20 protein-coding genes are annotated in these 19,582 nt (G+C 69.6%); 13 read left to right on the top strand and 7 right to left on the bottom strand.

What is annotated here, in order from left to right:
- The first annotated feature begins 87 nt into the window (after positions 1-87).
- A complete protein-coding gene (locus tag EY822_RS01810) occupies positions 88-2,343 on the top strand; it encodes a polyribonucleotide nucleotidyltransferase (RefSeq protein ID WP_150306707.1) in 2,256 nt (751 codons plus the stop codon).
- A gap of 84 nt (positions 2,344-2,427) precedes the next feature.
- Here EY822_RS01810 and EY822_RS01805 read toward each other — a convergent pair whose 3' ends face one another.
- Positions 2,428-3,264 (bottom strand): alpha/beta fold hydrolase, encoded by an 837-nt coding sequence (locus EY822_RS01805; RefSeq protein ID WP_150306706.1) that lies wholly within the window; start codon positions 3,262-3,264, stop codon positions 2,428-2,430.
- A gap of 148 nt (positions 3,265-3,412) precedes the next feature.
- Complete coding sequence (locus EY822_RS01800; RefSeq protein WP_150306705.1) at positions 3,413-3,772, bottom strand: hypothetical protein; 360 nt, start codon at positions 3,770-3,772, stop codon at positions 3,413-3,415.
- Between the two features lie 187 nt (positions 3,773-3,959).
- On the opposite strand from EY822_RS01800, the gene EY822_RS01795 reads away from it, so the two are divergent.
- From EY822_RS01795 to EY822_RS01775, 5 genes are all read left to right on the top strand, one after another.
- Positions 3,960-4,949, top strand: coding sequence for an acetylxylan esterase (locus tag EY822_RS01795; RefSeq protein WP_150306704.1), 990 nt, complete (start codon positions 3,960-3,962; stop codon positions 4,947-4,949).
- A 631-nt stretch (positions 4,950-5,580) separates the two neighbouring features.
- Positions 5,581-6,171, top strand: coding sequence for an alternate-type signal peptide domain-containing protein (locus tag EY822_RS01790; RefSeq protein WP_227496943.1), 591 nt, complete (start codon positions 5,581-5,583; stop codon positions 6,169-6,171).
- Between the two features lie 51 nt (positions 6,172-6,222).
- The gene (locus EY822_RS01785) at positions 6,223-6,891 is read left to right on the top strand and encodes a SipW-dependent-type signal peptide-containing protein (protein ID WP_150306702.1); all 669 of its coding nucleotides are present in this window, start codon (positions 6,223-6,225) and stop codon (positions 6,889-6,891) included.
- Positions 6,888-7,508: a hypothetical protein gene (locus EY822_RS01780; protein WP_150306701.1), complete on the top strand. Its 621-nt coding sequence runs from the start codon at positions 6,888-6,890 to the stop codon at positions 7,506-7,508. Before EY822_RS01785 ends, EY822_RS01780 begins: the two co-directional genes overlap by 4 nt.
- A 15-nt stretch (positions 7,509-7,523) precedes the next feature.
- Entirely contained in the window at positions 7,524-8,219 is a 696-nt protein-coding gene (locus tag EY822_RS01775; protein ID WP_150306700.1) for a signal peptidase I, read from the top strand.
- Positions 8,220-8,276: 57 nt separating this feature from the next.
- Here the strand turns inward: EY822_RS01775 and EY822_RS01770 are convergent, their stop codons facing one another.
- Positions 8,277-8,873, bottom strand: a complete 597-nt coding sequence (locus tag EY822_RS01770) for a TetR/AcrR family transcriptional regulator (protein WP_227496942.1) — start codon at positions 8,871-8,873, stop codon at positions 8,277-8,279.
- Between the two features lie 248 nt (positions 8,874-9,121).
- On the opposite strand from EY822_RS01770, the gene EY822_RS01765 reads away from it, so the two are divergent.
- Together EY822_RS01765 and EY822_RS01760 are read left to right on the top strand one after the other, a co-directional pair.
- Positions 9,122-10,459, top strand: a complete 1,338-nt coding sequence (locus EY822_RS01765) for a M16 family metallopeptidase (RefSeq protein WP_150306698.1) — start codon at positions 9,122-9,124, stop codon at positions 10,457-10,459.
- A gap of 12 nt (positions 10,460-10,471) precedes the next feature.
- Entirely contained in the window at positions 10,472-11,074 is a 603-nt protein-coding gene (locus EY822_RS01760; RefSeq protein WP_150306697.1) for a histidine phosphatase family protein, read from the top strand.
- Between the two features lie 326 nt (positions 11,075-11,400).
- Here EY822_RS01760 and EY822_RS01755 read toward each other — a convergent pair whose 3' ends face one another.
- Positions 11,401-11,910 carry a GNAT family N-acetyltransferase gene (locus EY822_RS01755; RefSeq protein ID WP_150306696.1) on the bottom strand — a complete coding sequence of 170 codons (510 nt, stop codon included), beginning with the start codon at positions 11,908-11,910 and terminating at the stop codon, positions 11,401-11,403.
- Between the two features lie 95 nt (positions 11,911-12,005).
- Between EY822_RS01755 and dapB the strand changes: the two genes are divergently transcribed.
- Together dapB and EY822_RS01745 are read left to right on the top strand one after the other, a co-directional pair.
- Positions 12,006-12,800, top strand: coding sequence for a 4-hydroxy-tetrahydrodipicolinate reductase (dapB, locus tag EY822_RS01750; protein WP_150306695.1), 795 nt, complete (start codon positions 12,006-12,008; stop codon positions 12,798-12,800).
- Positions 12,797-13,243 carry a hypothetical protein gene (locus EY822_RS01745; protein WP_150306694.1) on the top strand — a complete coding sequence of 149 codons (447 nt, stop codon included), beginning with the start codon at positions 12,797-12,799 and terminating at the stop codon, positions 13,241-13,243. The genes dapB and EY822_RS01745 overlap by 4 nt, the downstream gene beginning before the upstream one ends.
- Here the strand turns inward: EY822_RS01745 and EY822_RS01740 are convergent.
- Positions 13,240-14,139 (bottom strand): TIGR01777 family oxidoreductase, encoded by a 900-nt coding sequence (locus EY822_RS01740; protein ID WP_150306693.1) that lies wholly within the window; start codon positions 14,137-14,139, stop codon positions 13,240-13,242. The genes EY822_RS01745 and EY822_RS01740 overlap by 4 nt on opposite strands.
- A 163-nt stretch (positions 14,140-14,302) precedes the next feature.
- On the opposite strand from EY822_RS01740, the gene thyX reads away from it, so the two are divergent.
- Complete coding sequence (gene thyX / locus EY822_RS01735) at positions 14,303-15,037, top strand: FAD-dependent thymidylate synthase (protein WP_227496941.1); 735 nt, start codon at positions 14,303-14,305, stop codon at positions 15,035-15,037.
- A gap of 33 nt (positions 15,038-15,070) precedes the next feature.
- On the opposite strand, the gene EY822_RS01730 is transcribed toward thyX, so the two are convergent.
- Both EY822_RS01730 and EY822_RS01725 read right to left on the bottom strand, forming a co-directional pair.
- Positions 15,071-15,493, bottom strand: coding sequence for a pyridoxamine 5'-phosphate oxidase family protein (locus tag EY822_RS01730; RefSeq protein ID WP_150306691.1), 423 nt, complete (start codon positions 15,491-15,493; stop codon positions 15,071-15,073).
- A gap of 89 nt (positions 15,494-15,582) precedes the next feature.
- Complete coding sequence (locus tag EY822_RS01725; RefSeq protein WP_150306690.1) at positions 15,583-16,443, bottom strand: universal stress protein; 861 nt, start codon at positions 16,441-16,443, stop codon at positions 15,583-15,585.
- A 350-nt stretch (positions 16,444-16,793) separates the two neighbouring features.
- Here EY822_RS01725 and EY822_RS01720 point away from each other — a divergent pair, with 350 nt between their 5' ends.
- A complete protein-coding gene (locus tag EY822_RS01720; RefSeq protein ID WP_227496940.1) occupies positions 16,794-18,713 on the top strand; it encodes a sensor histidine kinase in 1,920 nt (639 codons plus the stop codon).
- Positions 18,714-18,717: 4 nt separating this feature from the next.
- Positions 18,718-19,356, top strand: coding sequence for a response regulator (locus EY822_RS01715; protein ID WP_150306688.1), 639 nt, complete (start codon positions 18,718-18,720; stop codon positions 19,354-19,356).
- Positions 19,357-19,582: the final 226 nt, after the last annotated feature.

Below are 19,582 nucleotides of genomic sequence, written 5' to 3'. Positions count from 1 at the left end.
CTCGTGTCGCCTTGTCCGCTCCTGCTCCTTGAGGAAGGTCGTCGCCCACACGGGGCTGCGACACTAAACAAAGGAGAATGCCCCCATATGGAGGGTCCAGAAATCAAGTTCGCCGAAGCCGTCATCGACAACGGCAAGTTCGGCACGCGCACCGTTCGATTCGAAGCGGGTCGCCTCGCGCAGCAGGCACAGGGTGCCGTTGCCGCCTACCTCGACGAAGAGACCATGCTGCTCAGCGCCACCAGCGCCAGCAAGCACCCGAAGGACAACTTCGACTTCTTCCCGCTCACGATCGACGTGGAAGAGCGCATGTACGCCGCGGGTCGCATCCCCGGCAGCTTCTTCCGTCGCGAGGGTCGACCGTCCACCGACGCGATCCTCACCTGCCGCCTGATCGACCGGCCGCTGCGCCCGTCGTTCGTCGAGGGACTCCGCAACGAGGTGCAGGTCGTCATCACCGTGCTCTCGATCGAGCCGGATGAGCTGTACGACGTGCTCGCGATCAACGCGGCGTCGGCATCCACCCAGATCTCGGGTCTGCCGTTCTCGGGTCCCGTGGCCGGCGTGCGCGTCGCGCTCATCGGTGACCAGTGGGTCGCGTTCCCCAAGCACAGCCAGCTCGAGGACGCCGTCTTCAACATGGTCGTCGCCGGTCGAGTCGTCACCGACGCCGAGGGCAACGAGGACGTCGCGATCATGATGGTCGAGGCCGAGGCCACCGACGGCGCCTGGGCGCTCATCCAGGGCGGTGCGACCAAGCCGAACGAGGCTATCGTCGCGCAGGGCCTCGAAGCGGCCAAGCCGTTCCTCAAGGCGCTCGTCGCGGCTCAGAGCGACCTCGCCCGCCAGGCCGCGAAGCCCACCGCCGACTACCCGGTGTTCCCGCCCTACAGTCAGGCCGCCTACGACGCCGTCGCCGAGCTCGCCTACGACGAACTGGTGAACATCTACCAGATCGCCGACAAGCTCGAGCGCCAGAACGCCGACGACGCCCTCAAGGAGCGCGTCAAGGCCGCGATCCAGGAGAAGGTCACCAACGGCGAGCTCGACGGCACCGTTCCGCCGCAGGTCTCCGGTGCGTACAAGTCGGTCACGAAGACCGTCGTCCGCGGACGCATCCTCTCCGAGGGCGTGCGCATCGACGGTCGTGGCCTCGCCGACATCCGTCCGCTCGACGCCGAGGTCGCGGTCATCCCCCGCGTGCACGGCTCGGCGATCTTCCAACGCGGCGAGACCCAGATCCTGGGCGTCACCACGCTGAACATGCTGAAGCTCGAGCAGTCGATCGACTCGCTGAGCCCGGTGACGAAGAAGCGCTACATGCACAACTACAACTTCCCGCCCTACTCCACCGGTGAGACCGGTCGGGTCGGAACGCCGAAGCGCCGCGAGATCGGGCACGGCGCACTCGCCGAGCGCGCCCTCGTGCCGGTGCTGCCGTCGCGCGAGGAGTTCCCCTACGCGATCCGCCAGGTGTCCGAGGCCCTCGGCTCCAACGGGTCCACCTCCATGGGTTCCGTGTGCGCGTCGACCCTGTCGCTGCTGAACGCCGGTGTGCCGCTGCGCGCCCCGGTCGCCGGCATCGCCATGGGCCTCGTCTCCGACACCGTCGACGGCCAGACGCGCTACGCCGCGCTGACCGACATCCTCGGTGCCGAAGACGCGCTCGGCGACATGGACTTCAAGGTCGCCGGCACGAGCGAGTTCATCACCGCGATCCAGCTCGACACCAAGCTCGACGGCCTGCCGTCGCAGGTGCTGGATGGCGCGCTCAAGCAGGCGAAGGAGGCTCGCACCGCGATCCTCAACGTCATCAACGCCGCGATCGACGCGCCCGACGAGATGGCCCCGACCGCGCCCCGCGTGATCTCGGTGCAGATCCCCGTCGACAAGATCGGCGAGCTGATCGGCCCGAAGGGCAAGACGATCAACTCCATTCAGGACGAGACCGGCGCCGACATCTCGATCGAGGAAGACGGCACCGTGTACATCGGCGCCGTCGACGGGCCGTCGGCCGAGGCGGCTCGCGCCCAGGTCAACGCGATCGCGAACCCGCTGAATCCCGAGGTCGGTGAGCGGTTCCTCGGAACCGTCGTCAAGCTCGCGTCGTTCGGTGCGTTCATCTCGCTCACCCCCGGCAAGGACGGACTGCTGCACATCAGCGAGGTCCGCAAGCTGGCCGGCGGCAAGCGCGTCGAGAACGTCGAAGACGTGCTCGCGGTGGGCCAGAAGATCCAGGTCGAGATCACCAAGACCGACGACCGCGGAAAGCTGTCGCTCGCCCCGGTGATCGACGAGGCCGCGGCCGAGTCGACCCCGGTCGAGGAGCCCGTCGAGGCCTGATCCTCGGCTCTCCAGCCTGTTCGAACAGCGGATGCCCGCCCCCACTTCGGTGGAGGCGGGCATCCGTCGTTCGGGCCTGATGCGTCAGCGCGCCAGGAACTCCAGCACGTGCCGGTTCCACTCGTCGCGGTGGGTGACCGTGAGGCCGTGCGGCGCCTTCTCGATCAGCACGAGCTCGCTCGACGGCACGGCCTCGTGCGTGCGCTTGCCGCTCACCTCGAACGGCACGATGCCGTCGGAGTCGCCATGGATGACGAGGGTCGGCACATCGATCTTCGCCAGGTCGGCCCGGAAGTCGGTCGTCGCGAACGCGACCGTGCAGTCGAGGGTCGCCTTCGGCGACGCACCGACCGCGAGCAGCCAGTTGTAGTCGAGCTGCGCGTCGCTCACGAGATTCGTCTTCCGCCCGACTCCGAAGAACCCCTTCAGGAACTCCCGCAGAAACGCCGGTCGGTCCCCGGTGACGCCCTCCGCGAACCACGACGCGAGCTCGTCGTCCACCCCGCCGTCCGGATTGTTCTCGGACTTCCACAGGTACGGAGTGACCGCGCTCGCGAACACCAGCTTCGCGATGCGGGCCGTGCCGTAGGTGCCGACGTACCGGGCCAGCTCGCCGCCACCCATCGAGAACCCGACCAGCGTCACGTCGGCGAGATCGAGGGTCTCGATCAGCGTGTGCAGGTCGGCGGCGAAGGTGTCGTAGTCGTACCCGCCCCACGGCTGGCTCGACTTCCCGAAGCCGCGGCGGTCGTAGGTGATCACACGGTGCCCGGCCGCGACGAACGCCGACACCTGACCCTCCCATGAGCGCCCGCTGAGCGGCCAGCCGTGCACGAGCACCACCGGGCTGCCCGATCCCTGATCCTCGTAGTAGAGGTGGATGTCCGAGCCGTTCTCGGAGCCAACGTTAAGAAATGCCATCGCAGAGTTCTCCTTCTCGTGTTGCGGCGTCCGGTGTCGGAAACGACACGCAGGAAGCCCGACTGCCAGTCCACACCGCGCTCGTCGGCGTGTCCACAGCGGGTACAGGAACGGATTCGGTGCCGGAGCCGAATCGGATGGCTGGCGCTCAGTCCCGGGGAGGGGCCGGGTGCGGAACGATGCTGGGTTCGCGGTCGTTGCCGGGAATGAGATCCGTCGGCAGCGGGGTCGGCGTGGGGGCCGGGGGTTCGGGCGTCCCGGTTCCGGGTGCCTGCGGCGCCGTCGGCTCCGGTGTCGGCGCCCCGGACGTCGGCGTTCCCGTCGGCGTCGGCGATGCGGCCGGGGCGCTCGCCGGGGGAGTGGGCGCCCCGGTCTCGGTGCCTGCGCCATCACCTCCGCGGCCGGCGTTCACCGCCGCCAGAACGAGCACGACCACGAGCGCAGCCGTGGCGGCGATCACGAGGGCGAGGAGCCACGGTCGTCCATGCGGCGTCGTCGTCTCCGTCATTCAGGCCCCCTCGGTCGTCGTCGTCGTCGTCGCGGGTCGGTGAACGATGCCACCGTCTCACGCTTCCGTGCGTTCATGCTCTCCGGCTTCTACAGTCTCATGGACTCGCGTTCTCACGCACCCGGGGAAACTGTTTGACTTGACGCGGCCGCCCGGTCGGCGGCATTCCCACCATCCAGGAGCACAGATGTTCACTGACATGTCCGAAACAGACCTTTGGAACTACCGCAGTTCGGTGCCGAATCCCGACGACTTCGACACATTCTGGGATTCCACCCTCGCCGAGGCCGCCGAGCACGACCTCGACGTGCAGGTGGAGCCGTACGAGTCGGGTCTCGCGACGGTGACCGTCTGGGACGTGACCTTCTCCGGTTTCGGTGGCGACCGCATCAAGGCGTGGCTGCTCCTGCCCGCCGCCGCCAGCGGTCCGTTGCCGGTCGTGGTCGAATACGTGGGCTACGGCGGTGGCCGCGGCAACCCGCTCGAGAGCCTGCTCTGGTCGTCCGCCGGATACGCGCACCTCTTGATGGACTCCCGGGGGCAGGGAGCGGCGCACCACCGCGGTTCCACCCCGGACACCGGTGCAACGGGACCCGCCTTTCCCGGCGTGATGACCCGCGGGATCGAGCGCCCCGAGGACTACTACTACCGCCGGCTGTTCACCGACGCGGTTCGCGCGGTCGATGCCGCCAAGGCCCTGCCGCAGGTCGATCCCGAGCGCGTGGCCATCGTGGGAGGAAGCCAGGGGGGAGCGATGGTGCTCGCCGTTGCCGGTCTCCGTTCCGATCTCTCGGCCGCCGTCGCGTACGTGCCGTTCCTCAGCGACATCCGACGGGCGACCGAGATCACCGACAACATGCCGTACCGCGAGATCGCGTCCTACCTCGCCGTGCAGCGCGACCGGGTGGAGCAGGTATTCACCACCCTCGCCTACTTCGACGGCGTCAACTTCGCCCGCCGTGCCACCGTGCCGGTCTGGTACTCCGCCGCCCTCATGGACCCCGTGTGCCCGCCCTCGACCGTGTTCGCGTCGTTCTCGGAGTACGCCGGACCGAAGCAGATCACAGTGTGGCCGTACAACGCCCACGAGGGGGGAGCGATCGAGGATGCGGTCATCGCCATGGAGGCCATCGGTGGAGTGTTCGCCTCCTCCGGTGAAGACACGAAAGTTTCCTAGCACGAGCACGCGACTTGCCCCCGAAGAGGGGTCTATGGCGAATCTCGTCCGTTCGTTAGGTTTCTATCAGAAGGAGATCACGGGGGTGATCTTCGAGAGAAAGACCACGGGGGTGGTCTTTGGGACGTGGTCACGGGGGTGACCACATCCAGGGACGATCGATTTCGGGGGGAATCGATCACGGAGTACGCCGCGGGCCGGGGGGCCCGCGGCGCTCCTGGTTAAGCCGCCTTCCGCGCCGGCCGGTCGCCGAGAAGACCATGCTCCGCTTCCTCTCCGAGCCACCGAATCGCCGCTTCCTGATTCATGCCCCCGAACGAGGGCGCGACGCGCGCCCGTCGACGGGGTGACGAGTGTTTGAGCCGATCGATGGCGCATTCTTTGTACCCCGCACTGGGGGCGACGGGGGGACACACCGATCTGTCTGTCCCCCCTAGAGTGGACCTACGAGCATGGCGCTCCCGACAGGCCAGGGGGCCTGGCGCCCGCTCGTCGCAGTCCGGCTCTTCCGGACGGGGGACTTCCTCTGACGCGGCTTCGTCGCGCCACTCGCCAGTCCGATCCATTCGGCGCGCCCATTTCGACGCGCATTACCCGACGTCCCGCCACCGGGATGCGAAAGGAACGACTCATGAACAAGCTTCTCAAGGGCGCGATCGCCGGCACCGCCGGTGTGGTGCTCCTCCTCGGCGGAGGCGGCACCTTCGCGCTGTGGAACGCCGAGCAATCCGTGAACCTCGGCACCATCGAATCCGGCATGCTCTCCCTCGACGCCGTACCCACCGGCACCTGGAAGGACATCTCCTCCGATGCCGCCGCCGGCGGAGAACCGATCGCCGACATCACCGCGTTCCGCATGGTGCCGGGCGACACGTTGGAGTTGACCCAGGTGGTGCACATCACCGCGGTGGGTGACAATCTCCGGGCGACGCTGCAACTGGATCCGGCGCAACTGATGACGGGACAGAGCCCCGAGGACTGGGATCTCATGTCCCGCCTCGTCTACTCCAGCCGCGTCGACACGGTCGTGGGCGGAACGGTGACCAAGCTGTCCGACTTCTCGTACGCCGTGCTGCCCTCGACGACGGCGGATGGTGCGACCACCCTCACGATCAAGGCGACAGTCGCCCTGCCCGCGAACGCCGTCTCGGGAAGCCAGGGCTCGAACGGCACGGTCGACCTGTCGAAGCTCGCCATCACTGTGACGCAGGACCCGCGCTAACGGCATCACTGGCACGGACGAGAGAACGGGGGCACGGGGGTGCGGGGAGCAATGCAGGGTGACGAGCGCGGCGCCGTCATGAAGCCGCTCCGCCGACCCCGCGCCCTCCCTGGCACCGCGACTCCGCGTCCGCGGCACCGTGCCGATCGACGGCCGCGATCGACGCTCCGCACCATCCTCGCGCTCGCGGCGGGCGGCGTGGTCGCAACGGGGGTGGCGCTCCTCGCTTCAGGCGGGACCTACGCCCTGTGGAGCGACACCGCCGATCTCGCCCCTGCCACGATCACGGCAGGATCCTCCACCCTCACCGTCGCGGGCGTCGCGGAACATGCCGTCGAGGAGCTCGACCTCACGCTGCTCGCCCCCGGCCGGTCGGTGACCACGCCCCGGCCCGTGGCCGTGGCGAACACCGGCACGACGCCGCTCGCGGTCACCGTGTCGACCATCGCGATCCCGGACGGGAACGCGCAGCTGGCGGAATTTCTCCGCTTCGAGACGGCGGTCGACACCGGTGGTGGGGAAACCTGCGACCTCGCCCCGTTCGCGGTCGCTGCCCTCACCGGCGAGTCCGCGTCTCAGCCCCCGGTGACCATACTTCCCGGTGAAGAGGCGCAGCTCTGTCTGCGCATCGGACTGACCGCGGACGCTCCGGCATCCGTGCAGGCCACGTCCGCCGTGTTCTCGATGATCGTGACGGGTGACCAGGTGAGAGTGCCATGATCAAACGGATGTCGGGAACGCTGGCCCTCGTGCTGGTGCTGGTGCTCTCCGGAGCGGGAATCGGCCACGCCTACTGGAGCGCGCACGGCGAGCTCACGGGCAGGGTGGCCGTGGGAACCCTCTCGATGACGCAGACGGGGGTCGACGGGCTGGCCGCAGCGTTCACGACCGACGTCACCGAAGTGACGGCACCGGTCGTCGTCACGAACGACGGCACCGTATCGGCGCCGTTCGCTCTGTCCTTCACCGGGGCACCTGCCGCGGCCGAGGGAACCGGTCAGAGCTCCGGTGACCTCGGTGCGGCGACGCTCGTATCGGTCTGGCCCGCGGCCGACGCCGCTTCGTGCGCTTCCGTCCCCGCCGGAGACGCCCCGGACGGGAGCACGTCGTCGACCGGCTGGAACGCGATCCCCCCGCTGCTCGGCACGCTCGAACCGGGCGGCTCGGCGGTGCACTGCGTGCGTGCGGTCATCGATCCGGCACGCGCCGCCCCGGGCGACACCGTCGTCGTGACCTCGTCGCTGACCTCGGGCATCGGTTCCTGGTCGAGCACCTCAACCGCGGACTTCGGGCAGTCGTTCTCCGACGACGCCATCGTTTCCCCGCACAGCTTCTGAAAGGGAGGGACCACCATGACCCGTCTCGTCGAGACACCCCGGGCCGACTCCGCGCCGAACACGGACGCGACCGCGGATGCGGCACCGTTCCCCCGCACCGGTGCGAGGATGCGCGACATCCGGCACTCCATCGCGCTGGGGCTGAGCGGGGCGGTACTCCTCGTCGTGATCGCCCTGGCCGCGTTCGTCATCGTGCTGCCCAAGGCGGCAGGCGCCACACCCCTCACGGTGCTGAGCGGATCGATGGCGCCGGCGCTCCCCATCGGGAGCTTGATCATCGTGCGCCCCGTGCCCCTCGACGAGCTCGCCGTCGGCGACGTGATCACCTATCAGCTCCGCTCGGGCGAACCCGAGGTGGTGACGCACCGCATCATCGCCGTCAGCATGGCATCCGACGGCACGCGCGCGTTCTCGCTGCAGGGGGACAACAACCCGGCACCCGACCCCGATCCGGTCGTGGCGGACCAGGTGCGCGGACGCGTGTGGTACTCGGTGCCCTACCTCGGGTACGTCAGCAATGCCGTCACCGGGGAGAGCCGTGCGTGGATCGTGCCCGCGGTCGCCGTGGCGCTCCTCGGGTACGCAGCCTACGCGCTGACCGGGGGAGTGACCGCCGCGGTGGCCGCGGGAGCGAAGCGCGGGCGGCACGCGGCGCCACGTGCGCGGCGCCACGTGCGCGGCGCCACGGGCGCTGATCCGCTGAGCCGCTGAGCCGCTGAGCCGCTGAGCCGCGGAGCGCGAGGGCTCGCGGCGAGCGCGCGACGGGACTCAGGCGCGGGGCGTGGCCTCGGCCAGCACGCGCTCGACGGCGCGGAGGAACCCGGTGTAGGCGGCGATCGAATCACCGGCATACGCGCCGGTCATCACGCCGTCCATCAACAGGAGAAGCTCGTCGGCGCCGTCACCGGCGCGGCGGTGGCCCAACCGCTTCAACTGGTCGGTGAGGAACTCCTGGAACCACTCGCGGTGCTCGAAGATCACCACGCGCACCGGGTGCGCGGAGTCGGGGAACTCGGCGGCGGCGTGGATGAATGCCGAGCCGCGGAATCCCGTCCGGCTCGTCTCGTCGACGATTCCCGTCACGATGGTACGGAGGACGTCGTCCGCGGATCGACCATCCGACGCGAGCTCGGTCACCCGCTGCTGCATGTCCACCGTGCGCGCCACGATGTAATCGAGGATCAGGCCGTCCTTCGAACCGAACTGCTTGTAGAAGGTCGCCTTCGTGACGCCGGCCGCCGCGATGATCCGGTCGATGCCCACGGTGTGAATGCCCTCGCGGTAGAACAGGTCGTCGGCCACCTCGAGGAGTCGCGCCTTGGCCGGAGACGCCGGCCGTTCGGTCGTCGGGGTTGCGGGAAGCACGGGATGATCTCCTTCGGGTTGTCCGCACCTGGGCGGGCGCGGGCACGGATCTCCCGGGGGAGATCGCCGTGGAGAGCCCCCGGAGGAACGCACCGGAAGGCGGAGGACGGGCCGGGTGTGCCCTCCATCCCCACCCGCAAAACGGTAGCAGGAGGACAGACAGACTGGTCGGTTCCGGGGCAGGCCACCCACCCCCAGAGCGGGTGCCACGCCGACCCTCCCACGTCCGGTGCCGTAGTCTGACGAGGATGAACGGCGCAGTGAACCTTCCCCTGGACGAGTCCGAGCTCAGTTTCACCGCATCGGGGAACTCGCTCGTGCGCCGGAGCATCCTGCCGAGCGGCGTGCGCATCCTCACCGAAAGCGTGCCGGGCAGTCGCAGCGCGACCGTCGGCTACTGGGTGGCGGTCGGGTCGCGGGACGAGTTGCCGGCGAACTACGGTTCCACCCACTTCCTCGAGCACCTGCTCTTCAAGGGAACGGCAACACGCACGGCGCTCGACATCGCGGTGTCCTTCGACTCGGTCGGCGGCGAGCACAACGCGATGACCGCGAAGGAATACACCTGCTACTACGCCAAGGTGCAGGACCGCGACGTGCCCATGGCGGTGGACGTGCTCACCGACATGCTGACATCGTCGCTGCTCGACCCGGACGAGTTCGAGACCGAGCGCGGCGTCATCCTCGAAGAGCTCGCCATGGCCGACGACGACCCCGCGGACGTGGCGGGGGAGCGGTTCTTCGAGGCCGTGCTGGGCGACCATCCGCTCGGCCGACCGATCGGCGGTAGCCCGGACACCATTCTCAGCGCGACGCGGGATGCCGTGATCGCGCATTACCGGCTCAACTACCGCCCGCAAGACCTGGTGATCACCGTGGCGGGCGCCATCGACCACGACGCACTCGTTCGCCGGGTCACCGCCGCGCTCGAGGGCGCCGGGTGGGACCTCGAACGCCCGGGAACGCCGGTGGACCGTCGGTCCGGTTCGGGCGCCGAGATCGTGCGCGGAAGCGCGCTCCGCACCGTGTCCCGCCCGATCGAGCAGGCCAACATCATGCTGGGCGTGCCCGGAATCGTCGCCACCGATGACCGGCGCTCCCACCTCAGCGTGCTGAACTCCATCCTCGGAGGCGGGATGTCGTCCCGGCTCTTCCAGGAGGTGCGGGAGCGGCGCGGCCTCGCCTACTCGGTCTACTCCTTCGGGTCGTCCTACTCCGACGCCGGGCTCTTCGGCCTCTACGCCGGATGCTCGCCCGCCAAGTCGGCTCAGGTCGCCGAACTGATGCATGCGGAGTTCCACCGGCTCGCGAACGGTGGCGTCAGCGATGACGAGGTGCGACGTGCCGTCGGCCAACTGTCGGGCGCGTCCGCCCTCGCCCTCGAGGACTCCGACACCCGCATGTCCCGGCTCGGGAAGTCCGAGATCACCATGGGCGAGTTCGTCGACCTCGACGAGACGCTCCGTCGCCTCGCCCGGGTGACGCCCGACCACGTTCGCAGCCTCGCCGCGGACCTCGTCGCGCGCCCGCTGTCGATCGCCGCAGTGGGTACCGTGGACGAGTCGGCGTTCGCTTCGATCGTCTAGGAGGGTCGATCCTTGTCCCATTACCTGTACATGGTCCGGCACGGCGAGCAGCAGGACGCCGAGCACGGCCTGCCCGACGGTCCGCTATCGGCTCGTGGCAAGCGCCAGGCGAAGCTTCTCTCCGACCGGCTGAGTGGCGTGCCATTCGCCGGCGCCTGGCACTCGCCGCTCAAGCGGGCCAGCGAGACGGCCGACATCATCTCGGAGCGCATGCCGTCGCTGCAATCGGTGCCGTCGTCACTGCTGATCGACTGCATCCCCTCCGGGCCGTCGCCGGACATGCCCTCGGCGTTCGAGTCGTTCTTCGGCGGCATCCGCCCCGAGGAGATCGACGCGGGTGCGGCGCAGATGGCCGACGCCGTGAGCGAGTTCATGTCGCCCAGCAGGGAGGATCGGCACGACCTGCTGATCACCCACAACTTCGTCATCGCCTGGTTCGTGCGGCACGTGTTCAACGCCCCGGACTGGCGGTGGATGGGGCTGAACCAGGCGAACTGCGGTCTCACGATCATCCGCGTCCGCTCGGCCAAGCCGCCGGTGCTGGTGGTGCACAACGACCTCGGTCACCTCCCGGTCGAGCTCCGCACCGGCCTGCCCGACCCCCAGACCGTCTAGCCCCTTCCCGACGCGCCTGCGCAACGTCCCTTCGACAAGCTCAGGGACCGTGCCTTCGGTCCCGAAGGGACGCGACCGCTTGCGGTTCACCCCTTCGACTGACCCCCGGTCCCTGAGCCGCACCCCACGGTCCCTGAGCCTGTCGAAGGGACGCAACCGTCTGCGCAACCGTCCCTTCGACGAGCTCAGGGACCGTATGGGACGAGCTCGGGGACCGCACTGGCGACGTCCACGGTCCCTGAGCCTGTCGAAGGGACGCAACCCTCCGCACACCGTCCCTTCGACGAGCTCGAGGACCGTATGGGATGACCTCGGGGACCGCGCGCCTACGGCGCCAACCGCTTGGCGTACCAGTTCGTCGCGTTCGGGTTGTCGTTGAACGGCGGAACGTCGACATAGCCGCTCGACCGGTAGAGCCCGCCCGCCGCCTCAAGGCTCGCGTTGGTGTCGAGCACGACGACGGATGCGCCGAAGTCGGCGGCCCGGCGTTCGAGTTCGGCGAGGAGGAGCCGGCCGATGCCACGCCCGCGGGCGGCGGGACGGAGATACAGGTGCTTCACCTCGAACCGCACGCTCCCGTCCTCGTCGTCGGCGATGCGACGGATGCCGCCGCAGCCGATCGCCACCGACGGATCGGGCGCGTTCACATCGCCCGCGTCACCATCATCCGCGACCACCAGGAACACACCCGCGGGTGGCACGAACTGCGCCGGGTCGGGGAACGTGGTGCGGTAGGTGCCCTGCGCCGACGGGAACGATCGTTCCCTGCCCTCGAAGTACTCGGTGAGCAGGGTCCGGGCGGGCTCCGAAGCAACAGGGGAGGGGACGAATCGCACCCGGCCAGCATAGGCGCGCGTCGGGGACGAGCCGTCCGACCGTCGGCGCCATCGTGTTCGGGGAACCTGCCGGGGCGCCTCGCTAGCATGGGCGGATGACAACTAAGGTCGCCGTGATCGGCGCGACGGGCAAGATGGGTCAGCTCGTGAGCCAGATCGTGCGGGCGAGCGATGAGTTCGAGCTGGTCGCCGAGGTCGATTCCAAGGGCGAGCTGAGCGAGATGCTCGGCGCGGACATCGCGGTCGACGTCACCCTCCCCGCAGTGAGCCAGGGGGTCGTGGAGTTCGCCGTGGCGCACGGCATCAACGTGCTCGTCGGCACGAGCGGATGGTCGGGCGAGCGCATCACGGAGCTGGAACGCCGCATCACCGGCACCCTCGCCGTGGGCGTGATCATCGTCCCCAATTTCTCCGTGGGGTCGGTGCTCGCCACCTCCTTCGCCACCATGGCGGCGCGCTTCTTCGACTCGATCGAGATCGTCGAGGCGCACTCCGCCTCGAAGGTGGATTCCCCGTCGGGCACGGCGGTGCGCACCGCGGAGCTCATCGGCTCGGCGCGGTCCTCCCTCGGACCCGTCACGGCCCCGCACGTCGATCAGCGCGCGCGAGGGCAGCAGGTTGCCAGCGTGCCGATCCACAGCCTCCGGATGCAGGGCGTCGTGGCGAAACAGGACGTGGTCTTCGGCGGCAACGGCGAGGTGCTCACCGTCAGCCACGAGACCCTCGCACCGAGCGCGTACGAGGCCGGGATCCTGATCGCCCTTCGCGCGGTGCGGACGGCGCGGGGCGTGCTGGTCGGGCTCGACAAGCTGATCGATCTCACACCCGACGCGTCGCCCGTTCCCCCCGTGCGCCCGGGGTCGTCGGCACCCCCGGCGCCCGCGTCGTGACCACTCGCCTCGGAGTCGCCTTCATGGCGATGCTCCTCGGGCTCTACCTGCTGCTGCTCGGCCAGCGCGCGGTGATCCTTCTCCTGTCCGGCGAACCCGTGGGGGTCTCGATGGGAGTCGCGCTTCTCGTCCTGCCGCTCATCGGGGTGTGGGCGCTGGTGCGCGAGCTGCTGTTCGGCATCCGTACCGAGCGCATGGCGGGGATCCTGTCGGCGGAGGGTGGGCTCCCGGTCGACGATCTGCCCAAGCTCGCGAGCGGCCGACCCGTCCGAGCGGCCGCCGACGCGATCTTCCCGCGCTATCGGGCCGAGGTCGACGCCGCACCCGACGACTGGCGGGCCTGGTTCCGCCTCGGTCTGGCGTACGACGCCAGCGGCGACCGCCGGCGCGCGCGGGCGACGCTGCGCCGGTCCATCAGCCTCTGGCGCGGCTCGCGGTCCTAGCTTCCGTTGGCGCGGGCAAGTGCCTCGTCCACGGCCCCGGTCATGTCGGGGTGGGCGAACGAGAAACCATCGTCGAGCAGCACCGTCGGCGATATGCGCCGGTCGGCCAGCAGCAGGTCCTGCGCGGCGTCGCCCAGGGCGAGGCGGAGCGCGAAGGCGGGAGCAGGAACGAGGTAGGGGCGGTGCATCTCCGCCGCCAGGCGCCGCATGATGTCATCGGCCGTCGCGGGCTCGGGTCCCACCAGATTGACGGGGCCGCTCACTGACGAGGTGAGCAGGTGGACGATGGCCCCGACCTCGTCCCGCATGCTGATCCAGGGCCAGTGCTGGGTGCCGCCGCCGAGCGGTCCGGACACGCCCAGCGTGGTGAGCAGTCGGATGGGACCCAGAGCGCCTCCCGCGTCGAGCACGATGCCCGTGCGGAGCAGCACCACACGGGTGGCCGACGGGGCCCGCAGCGCCTCGGATTCCCACTGCTGCACGAGACCGGACAGGAACCCGGTTCCCGCCGCGGACTCCTCGGTGAGGAGCTCGTCGGGTCGGTCGCCGTAGAACCCCTCGGCCGAACCGCTCAGGAAGACGGCGGGCGGAGTCTTCGCCCGACGCATCCCCTCCACCAGCGTGCGGGTCGCGCTGATCCGCGACGCGAGGAGTTCCCGCTTGTACGCCGGGGTCCACGGCAGTCGGCTGATGGATGCGCCCGACAGGTTGATCACCGCATCCACGCGGTCGAAGAGGCCGGTGTCCACGAAACCGTCCTCGGGAGTCCACCCGAACTGGTTCTCCTCGCGGGGAACATGGCGCACGAGCTGCAGCACCGTGTGCCCGCCATCCGTGAGCGCCCGCATCACCTCGGAGCCGATCATGCCGGATGCGCCGGCCATCAGCACGCGCATCAGGCGGTCCCGTCCGTGGTGTTCTCGGGTCGTGCGCTTCGCCGTGCAGTCATCGGTCGCCCCTTCGTCGGGGCCAGCCTATGCTTCTGCGCCGGGCGAAGCCGAGTGGGTCGGCATGGCGGCGGCGTGCGCCGACGGTGGCGGCCTCGCGTATCGTGAACGCGTGCCGAACACAATTGAATTCCGTTCCGATGTGACCGTGGAACTCGTGCGGTCGAGCGCCCATGACTCCGACGTGCTCTTCGCCGCCCGCGTGTCCACGCAGGGCGAGCAGACCCTCGATGCCGCGCAGCACGAGGACGTCGACGTGCAGACGAAGCGTGATCGTGGGCTGATCAACTACCTGATGCGGGATCGTCACGGGTCGCCCTTCGAGCACAACTCGATGACCTTCTACGTGCAGGCGCCCATTTTCGTCTTCCGTGAGTTCATGCGGCACCGCATCGCCTCCTACAACGAGGAGTCGGGTCGGTACCGCGAGCTCAACCCCGTCTTCTACGTGCCCGGCCCCGATCGCAACCTGATCCAGGTGGGCAAGCCCGGGGCGTACGAGTTCCTGCCCGGCACCGACGAGCAGACGGCGCTCGTCGGAGAGCTGACGAGAGCATCCGCCGAGCAGGCGTTCCAGTCCTATCAGGCGATGCTCGACGCCGGGGTGGCGCGCGAGGTGGCGCGCATCGTCCTGCCGCTCAACATCTACTCGTCGATGTACGTCACCCTCAACGCCCGGTCGCTGATGAACTTCCTCTCCCTGCGCACCAAGCGCGAGGGCACCCAGTTCCCGTCGTTCCCGCAGCGCGAGATAGAGATGTGCGCCGAGAAGATGGAAGAGTTCTTCGCGGAGCTCATGCCCCTCACGTACGCCGCCTTCAACGGCAACGGACGCGTCGCGCCCTGATCCGCTCCGGCTTCGGCTGCCGCGTGGGGGAGGTCAGTAGCGGTCGGGCTCCGGGAGCCGTTCGAAGCGCCGACCGGTGATGGAGGCGGGCGAGATCCGCACGAACTCGTACTTCAGCGTCGGGATCCAGGGCGTGAGCGGGTGGCGTTCCGCTTCGTCGATGTCCGCGGCGGAGTCGAGGTGCTCGGCCGTGCCCTTCACTACGACACTCCAGGCGTGCATGTCATCGAATCCATCCGCCTCGAAGGCGACCCGGGAGTTGACGGTGAGTTCGAGGAGCTTCGTGCCGGGTGCCGTGCGGAACAGCACCGACGTTCCGTCGCAGTGGTAGTTGACCGGGAAGATGTCGATCTCGCTCCCCACCGCGAGGGCGATCCGCCCGAGGTTCTTGCCCCGGAGCAACCGCCAGCAGTCGTCCTCGGCGAGACGTTCGACGATCCCCTCGTCCTGCCACATGCGTGCCTCCTTCGTGTCGTGTTCCCACCGAACGCCGGATCGGCGTCGTGGTCAAGGTCGATGGTCCTGCGGTGCGATGACGACGGTCGTCAGGGCGCGGCTTCGGGAGCCGGTCGGTCGGCGTGCACCACAGCCACCGGTCCGGCGAGGTTGAGCAGCACATCGTGCGTGACGGAGCCGAGGGTCGTGGGGCTGGCGTCCCGCCGGGAACTCCCGAGCACGAGGAGTTCCGCCGTCGCGGTCACATCGATCAGTACCTCCGAGGTGTCCCGACGCACCCGACGGGTGCGCACGGGTGTCCCCGCCCGGTGCTGCTCCACGATGGCCGCGGCCTCCGAGAAGACGGCATCGAGTTCCGGTTGCACGAGTTCGTTCTCGAGTTCGTCGCTGTCGTACTCCGTGCGGAGGAACGACCGGGTCGACCACGCCCGTACGAGAGTGAGCTCGGACCCGGCGCGGGCCGCCTCGTCGGCGGCGAACCGGAGGGCGGCGCGTCCGGCGCTCGACCGGTCAACGCCCACCACGATGCCCGAGCGTGCTCGGTTCCACGACTCCGGCACGACGACGACGGGCACCGGAGAGGCACCGGCCAGGGCGAGGCTTCGTGAGCCGATCACCCGCCCGCGCACGAAACCGGTCTTGTGCGTGCCGACCGCGACGAGGGACGCCTCAGCGGACTCCTCCACCAGCCGCCACATCGGGCTGCCCTCGAGCAGCACCGTGTGCGCGGACACGACGGGATTCAGCGTGCGCACGTAGGTGAGTTCGCGGGCGAGCAGTGCCTGAGCATCGGCGCGCAACTCCTGCAGCAGTCGCGCACTCACCATTCCCCACTCATCATCGAGCACGTGGGCGAGGGTGAGCTCCTCGCGCGTCCGGGCTGCCCGGTCCACGCTCCACCGCAACGCCACCCGCCCCGGCGCCGATCCGTCCACACCGACCAGGATCATCGGGGCCGCCCGTATCCCGCTCGGTCGACAGTGCGCGCTCCGGGCGCCGACCGTCCGGCCGGGCGAATCTCGGCAAGGACGCAGGCCCGCAGTGGCATCTCGACTCCCGTGCTCGAACGGCGGCAATGCGACTCGGCGACGCCCGCCCTGGCCTCCGATGCTCGTCCCGGCGTCCGCGCGACGGCAGGGGCTTTGGTCCCATCGCGATGCATCCGCCTCGCTAGGCTGAAGTCAGGTCGGCCTCCGGAGCACTGCCGGGGTCCGGACACGTCGGAGGCAATGATGCGTCGGAACGCCCAAGCGGAGTCATGGTCGTTGCGCACGCCCGCCGACCGCGGGGGAGCGCGGGCATGAGTCCCGACGACCACCTCACCTTCCCCGACGTGCCGAGGGTGGAACTCGATCGCCTGCTCACCGAACTGGTGCACCGGGCGGAAGAGGTGCAGACGACTCAGGGCCGACTGCGGGCTCTCCTCCGGGCGAACCATGCCGTCGTCGAGCGCCTCGAACTGCCCGTCGTGCTGCGCCGGATCGTCGAGGTCGCGGTGGATCTCGTCGGTGCCGAGTACGGAGCACTCGGCGTGATCTCGCCGGCGGGCGGGCTCGAGGAATTCGTGCACGTGGGCATGACTCCGGAGCAGGTGGCCGCGATCGGGCATCTCCCCGAGGGCCACGGGTTACTCGGTGCCCTCATAGACGACCCCAGGCCGATCCGCCTGCCGACCATCGCCGTCGACCCGCGATCCACCGGACTACCGCCCGGTCACCCGCCCATGCGCAGCTTCCTCGGCGTTCCGGTGCGGGTGCGCAGCGAGGTGTTCGGCAACCTCTATCTTGCGAACGCCCGCTCCGGCGAATTCGGCGCCGACGACGAGCAGCTCGTGACCTCGCTCGCCGCCTCGGCAGGTTTCGCGATCGACAATGCACGACTCTTCCGGGATGCCCGGCGCCGACAGGCGTGGTCGGACGCCTCCGCCGAGATCACGGCCACGCTCCTGGGGGACGAGGGGGTCGATGCCATCCCGGTACTCCTCGACCGGGTGCTGCAGTTGGCCGACGCCGACACGGCGTGCCTGGTGCAGCAGACCGAAGACGCGGGCGTCCTGCGGGTCGAGGCTGCGCGCGGCGCGTCGGAAACGGAACTGCTCGGGCGCACGCTGTCCGCCGAGAGTTCGATTGCCGGGCGGGTGCTCAGCAGCGGGCAGCCGCTCCTCACGGGGCCGACGGAGCAGGGGAGCGAGGTGCAGCGCGCCCTGGGGATCGGTGCCGTCATGGCGGTGCCGATGGTGTCGGGCAGTCGGTCGAACGGGGTGCTGGTCGTCGCTCGCTCGCTCGGTCGCCCGCGGTTCACCGCGGCCGATCTCGACATGGCGGCCGACTTCGCCGGTCAGGCCAGCGTGGTGCTCGAACTCGCGCGGGGGCGCATGGACCGGCAGCGGATGATGCTGCTCGAGGAGCGGGGCCGCATCGCTCGAGACCTGCACGATCACGTCATCCAGCAACTGTTCGCGACCGGGCTGTCGCTGCAGAGCGTCGCTGGGTCGCTTCCGGCCGGGCCGGCAGCCGAACGGGTCGCCCGCGGTGTCGCCGACCTCGACACGGCGATCGCTCAGATCCGCACTGCCATCTTCGCGCTGTCGTCGCCGGCGGAGGGCGCACAGACCCTGCGTCACCGCGTCATCGACGTGGTCAACGAGTTGTCCGGAGCTTTCGCCCGCACGCCCACCCTCACGTTCTCCGGGGCGGTGGACCTCCGGGTGGGCGGTGCGCTCGCCGATGACGTCGTGGCCGTGGTGCGCGAACTGCTCACCAATGTGGTGAAGCACGCGATGGCGCGTTCGACGTCGGTGGTCATCGCCGCGGACGACTCGGGGGTCGCGGTGACGGTGTGCGATGACGGATGCGGTGCCGTCGTCGCGTCCACTGCAGACGGGTCGCGGAGGGAACGGGGGTCAGCCGGGTCTGTCGGGGCGTCCCCGTCGCCGGGGTCGCCGGGATCGCACGGCTCGATCGGCTCCATCGGCTCGATCGGCTCGATCGGCTCGATCGGCTCCCCAGGGTCCCACGCGTCGCCGGGGGCGCACGCGTCGCCGGGGTCCGACGGCTCGAGCGCTTCGCCGGGGTCGCGCGCGTCGCACGAGGGCAGCGGACTTCGGAACCTCGAGGGGCGCGCTCTCCGACGCGGCGGCACCTTCCACTTCGCTTCGGCGCCCGGCCGCACCCGTGCCGAGTGGCGGGTGCCTTTCGCCAGCGGGAAAGGACAGGGGTGACCGGATGACCACCGTGTTCCTGGTCGACGACCACGAGATCGTGCGCAGGGGGGTGGCCGATCTTCTCGACGCCGAGCACGACCTGCGGGTGGTGGGCGAGGCCGGATCGGTGGGGGAGGCGCGAGCCCGCATCCCCGCCACCCTGCCCGACGTGGCGCTGCTCGACGTGCGCCTGCCCGACGGGAGCGGCATCGACCTGTGCCGGCACCTGCGCGCGGCCGTGCCGTCGGTGGCGTGCCTCATCCTGACCGGCTACGACGACGATCAGGCTGTGCTGTCGTCGGTGATCGCCGGCGCCGCCGGGTACGTGTTGAAGGACATCCGGGGATCGTCGCTGGTCGATTCCGTGCGCGCGGTCGCGGCCGGCCGGTCGCTCCTGCATCCCGATGTCGTCCGGCGGGTCACCGAGCGCATGCGGGAGACCACGCAGGAGGACCCGGCACTGGCCTCCCTCACCCTGCGCGAGCGGCAGATCCTGTCTCTCATCGCCGATGGGCTCACCAACCGGCAGATCGGCGAACGGCTCGCGCTCGCCGAGAAGACGGTGAAGAACTACGTCTCCGGTCTCCTGGCGAAGCTCGGCCTCGAGCGGCGAACGCAGGCGGCTGCGTACCAGCTGGGCGTGCGCGCCGAGCGACGGTAACCGTCCGGTCCGGTTCTTCGCCCCGCGTGCAGTATGGTCTGCTCGCCGATCCGCTTCGTCCGTGCGCTCGCCGGTCGGCTCCGCCCGTACGCTCGCCGGTCGGCTCCGCCCGTACGCTCGCCGGTCCCGTTCACCCGTCCACTCGCTGGTCCGCTTCGCCCGTCCACTCGTCGGTCCGCTTCGCTTGTCTGCTCGCCGATCCGCTTCGCCCGTGTGCTCGCCGGTC

It is taken from the genome of Planctomonas psychrotolerans (assembly GCF_008642235.1).
GTDB lineage: Bacteria > Actinomycetota > Actinomycetes > Actinomycetales > Microbacteriaceae > Planctomonas > Planctomonas psychrotolerans.
This window is presented reverse-complemented; position numbering and strand designations above follow the sequence as displayed.